The sequence below is a fragment of the Salinivibrio sp. MA427 genome, from assembly GCF_001996115.1.
Taxonomy (GTDB): Bacteria; Pseudomonadota; Gammaproteobacteria; order Enterobacterales; family Vibrionaceae; genus Salinivibrio; species Salinivibrio costicola.
This window is the reverse complement of the sequence record NZ_MUFH01000134.1, coordinates 1-6696: the sequence shown is the minus strand read 5'-3', so window position 1 is coordinate 6696 and position 6696 is coordinate 1. Positions and strand designations below refer to the sequence as shown.

General features: G+C 46.3%; 5 protein-coding genes. 3 read left to right on the top strand and 2 right to left on the bottom strand.

Annotated features, from left to right (window positions below; all coding sequences use genetic code 11):
- The first annotated feature begins 103 nt into the window (after positions 1-103).
- On the top strand, positions 104-1819 hold the full coding sequence (locus BZG79_RS09645) for an IucA/IucC family protein (RefSeq protein WP_077774274.1): 1716 nt from the start codon (positions 104-106) through the stop codon (positions 1817-1819).
- 48 nt (positions 1820-1867) lie between these two features.
- On the opposite strand, the gene BZG79_RS09640 is transcribed toward BZG79_RS09645, so the two are convergent.
- Positions 1868-2173 carry a DUF496 family protein gene (locus BZG79_RS09640; RefSeq protein WP_077460870.1) on the bottom strand — a complete coding sequence of 102 codons (306 nt, stop codon included), beginning with the start codon at positions 2171-2173 and terminating at the stop codon, positions 1868-1870.
- 282 nt (positions 2174-2455) lie between these two features.
- Entirely contained in the window at positions 2456-3385 is a 930-nt protein-coding gene (locus tag BZG79_RS09635; protein WP_077774273.1) for a chemotaxis protein CheV, read from the bottom strand.
- 415 nt (positions 3386-3800) lie between these two features.
- Between BZG79_RS09635 and BZG79_RS09630 the strand changes: the two genes are divergently transcribed.
- Positions 3801-4745: a chemotaxis protein CheV gene (locus BZG79_RS09630; RefSeq protein ID WP_077460871.1), complete on the top strand. Its 945-nt coding sequence runs from the start codon at positions 3801-3803 to the stop codon at positions 4743-4745.
- Positions 4746-5237: 492 nt separating this feature from the next.
- Positions 5238-6596 carry a hypothetical protein gene (locus tag BZG79_RS09625; RefSeq protein ID WP_077576138.1) on the top strand — a complete coding sequence of 453 codons (1359 nt, stop codon included), beginning with the start codon at positions 5238-5240 and terminating at the stop codon, positions 6594-6596.
- Positions 6597-6696: the final 100 nt, after the last annotated feature.

Genomic DNA, 6696 nt, shown 5'->3' with positions numbered 1-6696 from the left:
TCATTATGATTATTGATCTTTGTTCCTTATGTCAATACATTGATAACCGAATTGCCACATTTCACTTAAATTGGTGAAAAATAACGCATAAAGGACATAGGAAATGCAGGGGAATTATTGGCAAACAGCCAATCAGAAGTTGCTCGCAAAAACCATCAGAGAGCTTCATTTTGAAAACGCGATTACCGTCTCTCATACCGAAGGGCGCGACTATCAACTCACTCTCCCTAATGCGAACTGGTCGTTTTCAGCCACCATGAGCCTATGGGGCATGGTGATTGTGGATATCGGCAGTGTGTCACGTGGGGATAATCATCAGCCCGAGCTCATCGCGCTAATAATAGATTTACAGCCAGAGATTAAGATGACGCCACTCCACCTCGGTGGGCTGATTGAAGAGTTACAAGAAACCCTCAGCGCCGAACAGCAACATCTTGCAATGTTAGATGTTATGCCAGCCGATGAACTGGTCGCGTTATCTGAATCGGCTCGCCAGGCCTATTTGGATGCACACCCTAAGTTTCTTGCCAACAAAGGCCGGTTAGGCTGGGGACAGCAAGAGAGCCAGCAGTATGCACCTGAATACGGTAACGTTTTTGCCTTGCATTATATCGCTGTACATCGAGACTGCGCACAACATGGTTTTTGTGAGGGGCTGGATCAGGCAAGTTTGCTCATCGATACACTATCGCCAGCTGCTTATGACGCGCTTATGTCGCGCTTGCCGGCGGATAAGCATGATTACCTTATCATGATGGTTCATCCTTGGCAGATGCAGCGTTATATCTACAGCCAATACGCTTCTTCAATTGCTTCTGGAAAGATAATTGATTTAGGTACGCGTCCTGAGCAGTGGCTAGCGCAACAGTCTATTCGCACCTTGAGTCGTGCGGATAACCAAGGAAAATACGATGTTAAAACCGCGCTGACGATCCTTAATACGTCTTGTTATCGCGGCGTGCCCGGCAGCTTTATTGCGCACGGCCCCGTGCTGTCAAAATGGCTCTCAGAGTGTGTGAGTCAGGACGATCTACTGTCCCGTCTTGGCATGYACGTGCAACAAGAAGTGGCAGGGATATATTGCCCACAGCCTTATCAGGCGCAGATAGACAGTTGCTACAAATACCATGAGATGTTGGGATGTGTTTGGCGTGAACGTGCGGAAAGCTTGCTGCTATCGAATCAGCGACCTATGAGTTTGGCGACGTTGATGCAAGCCGGAGGCGATGGGATAAGTTGTGTGGAAGCGCTGATTACGCGCACCGCGTTAACGCCTAACGAATGGTTGCAGCGTTTGTTTGATCACGTTGTTGTGCCCCTTTATCACTTGCTGTGTCRATACGGGATTGGTCTCGTCGCCCATGGGCAAAACATAACGGTAGTGCTTGAGGGTGACGTCCCTGTAGGTTGTATGATCAAAGATTTTCATGGTGACCTACGCTTTGTCGATCAGCCATTTCCGGAGCTAAATAGCTTGGATAAAGATGTACGAGGTAATATTAAACACTTGCCACCACACTATCTAGTTCACGACCTGTACACCGGACATTTCGTGACGACGTTACGCTTTATCTCGCCATGGTTTGTCTCACTTGGCGTTAGTGAAACTCAGTTTTATCGCCAGTTAGGTGATACGCTTCGGGCTTATCAACACGCGCATCCGGCGCTTAGCGCCCGTTTTGCGCTGTTTGATGTGTTGAGTGAGACCAAAGAGAAAGTGTGTATCAATCGGGTCAGATTCAACATTGGTTACGATGATAGCAATGAACGGCCGTTGCCCATGTTTGGTGAGCCTATCGCTAACCCTCTCGCCATTTAAAAAAACCCGCCTTTTGGCGGGTTTCTTTTAGTCGGTTAAGCAACGGGATTACTTCCCACTCTTGCTTTGCTTGGTGAGCTCTTTGATGGTGCGGCTGATTTCACGGCGTTGCTTAGAAATCTCCGCGTTTTTGATGATGTGGTCATCGACGCGGTCTTCATAATCACCTTTCATGTTCTTGATGATTTCGACGATATCTTCGTACGACATTTCTGGTTGGATGTAATCCAACAAGTTTTCGAGTAAGACAACACGTTTTTGGTTGTCTCGGATTTTTTTGTCGTTGTCTTGGATTTCGCGTTTTAGCTTGTTCTTTTGTCGTGAGTGCTTAACGATCTCGTATACGCTGGTCATCATAGTCGCCTTCTATTTTTTGAAGTATGAAAAAATTAAACCACAAGCGCGGCAGCAAACCCAGCCTTTTTCCGCTTGAGGTGGAGAGTTTTTGGTCACTTGAGTCGCCGAGAGGGCGATAGAAGAGTCAGTATGAACYTTGATACTAAGATACCCTGAGGCGAACACCTTTTCGACCATCCTACATCTCGATGAATTTGTTTGATGGTGGCAAAGATAACAGGCTGACATTGACAGTGTTATGACACATATCAATCCCAGCCATGGCCCGTCCGATGACCGTCAATAGTCGGTTGGGCTACCTTCTAACTTGACCGATGAACCCGRTGTTTTCATCATGGCGCCGCGCAACATCGCTTGTACCAGCTCGGTGGCGTCAAACTTTGTGAGTGCTTCATGGGCGCCCACTTGTTTAGCACGATCAACGCTAATGTCACTGGACAATGAGGTATGCAGGATTAAGTATGCTTCTGCCAATTTATCATCATTACGGATTTCAAACGCCAGCTCGTAGCCATCGATGCCTGGCATTTCAATATCACTGACAATGATGTCAAACGGCTTGCCGGCTGATGCGGCGTTTTTCATCATTTGCAGCGCTTCTAGGCCGTTATTCGTCACAAAATAGGGGATGTTAATACTATCCAATGCCTCAGAAAGCTGTCTTCTGGCGGTTAAGGAGTCATCGACTAGCAGGATATTCATCGGCTTGAGTTTTTCACGATCCACATCGGCTAAGATAGGATGGAGCTTGTCGGGATCGGATGGGAAAATATGCTCCATGATGTATTCCACATCAAGGAGCTGCACGAGTTTATCGTCGATGTGCATAACACCGGTTAAGAACGCGCGCGTTCCTAAGGTTTCGGGCGGCTCAGAAATAGAGCGCCAATCACATTCGCTGATTTTATCGATTCCACGTACCAAAAAACCCATCACGCGGCGTTGGCAATCCGTGACGATGATATAACAAGACGCCCACTCGGACTTGGCAACAGGCTTGTAGCCAATAGCTTTCGCCATATCAATCACGGGGGTGGCGATGCCACGGAAACTGGTGGTCCCTATCACCGTTGGATGGGAGCCGGGCAAATCCGTGAGCGGCTGAAAAGGAATGATCTCCCGCACTTTTAGCGTACCAATCGCGAAAGATTGGGTGGCGGTGAGGCGGAACATCAACATGCCTTGTGCTTGATTAGCTTTGCTCTTCATAGCATCACTCTGCGTGTAATCGTCAATCGTTTAGTTATGGTAACAGCCTTAGCATTGTTCACCTATTCTTATACAAGGATAGGGGCTGATTCGGGAAAAGATACCTAATCCATCCGTATTGTCTCATATTTGAAACTTATTGATAGTCTCATTTAAACGTGGTGTCAGCCACGCTTTTTCCTCGCACCTTTTGTTAAAATGTGGGACTAAAACGGGTAAGCTGTAAGGCGAAAGGTATGCCTAATATGAGCAAATAGGTTGCCTGTCGCCATATCTTACCTAAAATAAGACTAGACTTTTTTTTGTCTCGGTGCCCAGAGCACAATAGAAAAGTCGTGAACAGCGGCACGTCGATAAGCAAATATACGTGTCCGGATACATGCGAATGAGCAGTAACACGACGGTTGAGTGAACTATGACCAATATTTTAGATTCGGTAGATTCGCGGACACGGCTGGTGGGTGAGAACCGCCTTGAGCTGTTAATGTTTTATCTAGGTTCTAGCCAACCTTTTGCCATCAACGTTTTTAAAGTCCGCGAAGTTATCAAGGTGCCTAAGCTCAACCAAATGCCGGGCTCGCATCCTAATATTCGTGGCGTGGCGATGATCCGAGGTAAATCGATCCCAGTGATTGACTTACGCCAGTCGATTGGTATGGGAACCATCGGGATGTCTGATGAGTGCAACGTCATCGTGACGGAATACAATCGCACTATTCAAGCCTTCTTGGTGGGTCAAGTGATTAATATCAAGAATATGGGCTGGGATGAAATCATGGAGCCGCCGGCAAGCTCAGGCCGTAATAACTACCTGACCGCGATTACTCGCCAAGACTTTGATGGACAAACTCGTTTGGTTGAGATTGTCGATGTAGAAAAAGTCTTGGCAGAAATTGTCGCCTATGAAGTTGGTGTGTCGGAAGATGTGCTTGATCCGCAAATTACGCCTTACATGGCTGGACAGCGTGTATTGGTCGTGGATGACTCATCGACGGCACGAGCGCAGGTTAGTGAAACACTATCGCAGTTTGGCGTCGAGTGCATCATCAAGAAAAACGGTGCTGAAGCATTGAATTTGCTGAAGAGCTGGTGCGATGAAGGCAAAAATGTCAGTGACGAAATTTTGCTGATGATCACCGATGCAGAAATGCCAGAAATGGATGGCTACAAACTGACGCACGAAGTGCGTTCTGATAGCCGAATGAGTGACTTGTACATTGCACTAAATACCTCGTTGAGTGGCAGTTTTAACGAAGCAATGGTTGAGAAGGTAGGGTGTAATCGGTTTATCTCCAAATTCCAACCTGATCTTCTAGTGAATGTGGTACAGGAGCGCTTACGTCAGGTTGTGGCAAGTTAAATAGCCTTGGCGTCTGAGAATACATAAGCGGGCAGTGGCTCGCTTTTTTTGTATGACATTGTGAGGATCTGGCCACGACCATTATTCGTGGGTCGCTAAAACGCATACTAGATATGGTGTTGGTTGAACTACATTTAGCGTTCGGGGCATAAAGTTATCTACCGTATCTGTGGATAACCTCGTTAATTTCTTTGTAAGTAATGGTAACACGTCAGGTAAGAGCGGGAAGGAAACCTAATTTATACGGTTTGGCTAAAATTTAACCATATTGTTTTGAGCGGTGATAACGTTTCTAAACAGGATCTGCGTTTTTAAACAGAGCCTAAGTTTTTAAATAGAGCCTAAGTTTTCAAACAGAATCTTAGCAAATATGCGATACTCGCGAGGCGAAGCGCCTGTTTCGTTGAAAGATCTTGCTTGGTTGAAACATAGCGCGGTCGCGTAACAGGGTTGGCGCGGCATAAACAGGGTGGCGTTCACAGGAGAGTAGTCGTGATCACGGTAGACAAACATGAAGGGCTGTCAGTCAGGATAGCGGTGCTTAATGAAGAAGTGAGTGCGCAAGAGGTGGCATTCTACCTTTTCGTGCCTGGCGAACTGAAGTTTGGTAAACATGTGCTGTCTGAAGACGATTTTTACTACCGCGTGCTTGCTAATAGTCGTACTTATTTCACGTCCCGCTATCACTTACCGCTCGTTCATGCCCGTCTAGCCAGTCGCGATAAACTTCCTACTGAGCAATATCGCGTCAGCTTGAGTCTTTATGCCTATCAATACGCCTTGTCACTGGAAAAAGCGACGCATGACTTTTTTGAGTCCGTATCAGGGCTTGATGACGCTGATGCTCTTGAGCAGTTAGAAGATACCATTGAAATGGCGGTTGAAATTTTGCGTCGTTTACGCCGCTATAAACCGCAAGATACCAAACTGCTCAAGTACTATCATAACATTGATAATTACTTGTCATGGTTGACGGAACAGCGTTTCCTCTCGCTACTTGCGCATATGCCACGTGGGAACGTGTATAAAACGGTCCGTCAACAATTGATTGAGCTATGTCAGGCTGAAGAGGCGCATCGACTGGTTAATCGCTATAACTCGGATAAAGCGGTGCGCGATCCAACGCGTATGGTCAATAAGATGCGTTTAGCACGCCGATTGATTGAATTTCCTGTCACGATTCGACAAATTCCACAGGCTTTGGGCAAAAATCTGAATAAGCTTGCTAAGGCTTCAGCGACCGCGTTTGTGATGCTCTTTGTGACCACGGTGATTATTCATGCTCGTCAGTATCTGGGAGAAATCACGTTGTCTTTTGTGCTTGCAATGGCAGGGATCTATGCATTACGTGAGATCTTTAAAGATGATTTGCGTGAAGCGCTTTGGCGGTGGATCCGTAGAGGTCGCCCCAAATGGCGTAAGCGCTTTATTGATCCGACGTCGAATAGGCAAATTGGACGACAGCTTGAATGGCTTGATTACCTTGACTATAACACCTTACCTGATGAGGTGAAAAAGCTACGCCGTGGTAAATTGCGTCAGCGAGAAGAAGCGGTTGTACGACTTAAGGTAAAAACACAACTAGAAACGACCCGTTTTTTATCGGGATACGACACCACCAGAGATGTATGGAAATTTGACTTTCGCTCTTTTTCTCGGTTAATGGACCGCGGTAGCCAACGCTTGTATCGCCTTAATGAAGGACAAGTGCTAAAAGATTCGGTGGAAAAACGGCATCAATTTAATCTGATCAGCTGCCAACGGATTAAAGGTCAGTCAACCGTTTATCAGCGCTGGAAAATCACAGTAAATAGGTCAAAAGTTGTTGATATTGAAGAGGTTTTTGATTGATTATTTGGAAAGTAATACGTTCTTCTGGTTCAGGTAATCAATACAAAATGCATAAAAGTCTATTGCTGATAGGGGTTTGGCGAAAAAATAACCCTGAAAC

What these genes read in the sequence shown, in the direction of transcription:
- BZG79_RS09640 (WP_077460870.1), bottom strand. Translation starts at nt 2,173, where the DNA reads ATGACCAGCGTATACGAGATCGTTAAGCACTCACGACAAAAGAACAAG.
- BZG79_RS09630 (WP_077460871.1), top strand. Translation starts at nt 3,801, where the DNA reads ATGACCAATATTTTAGATTCGGTAGATTCGCGGACACGGCTGGTGGGT.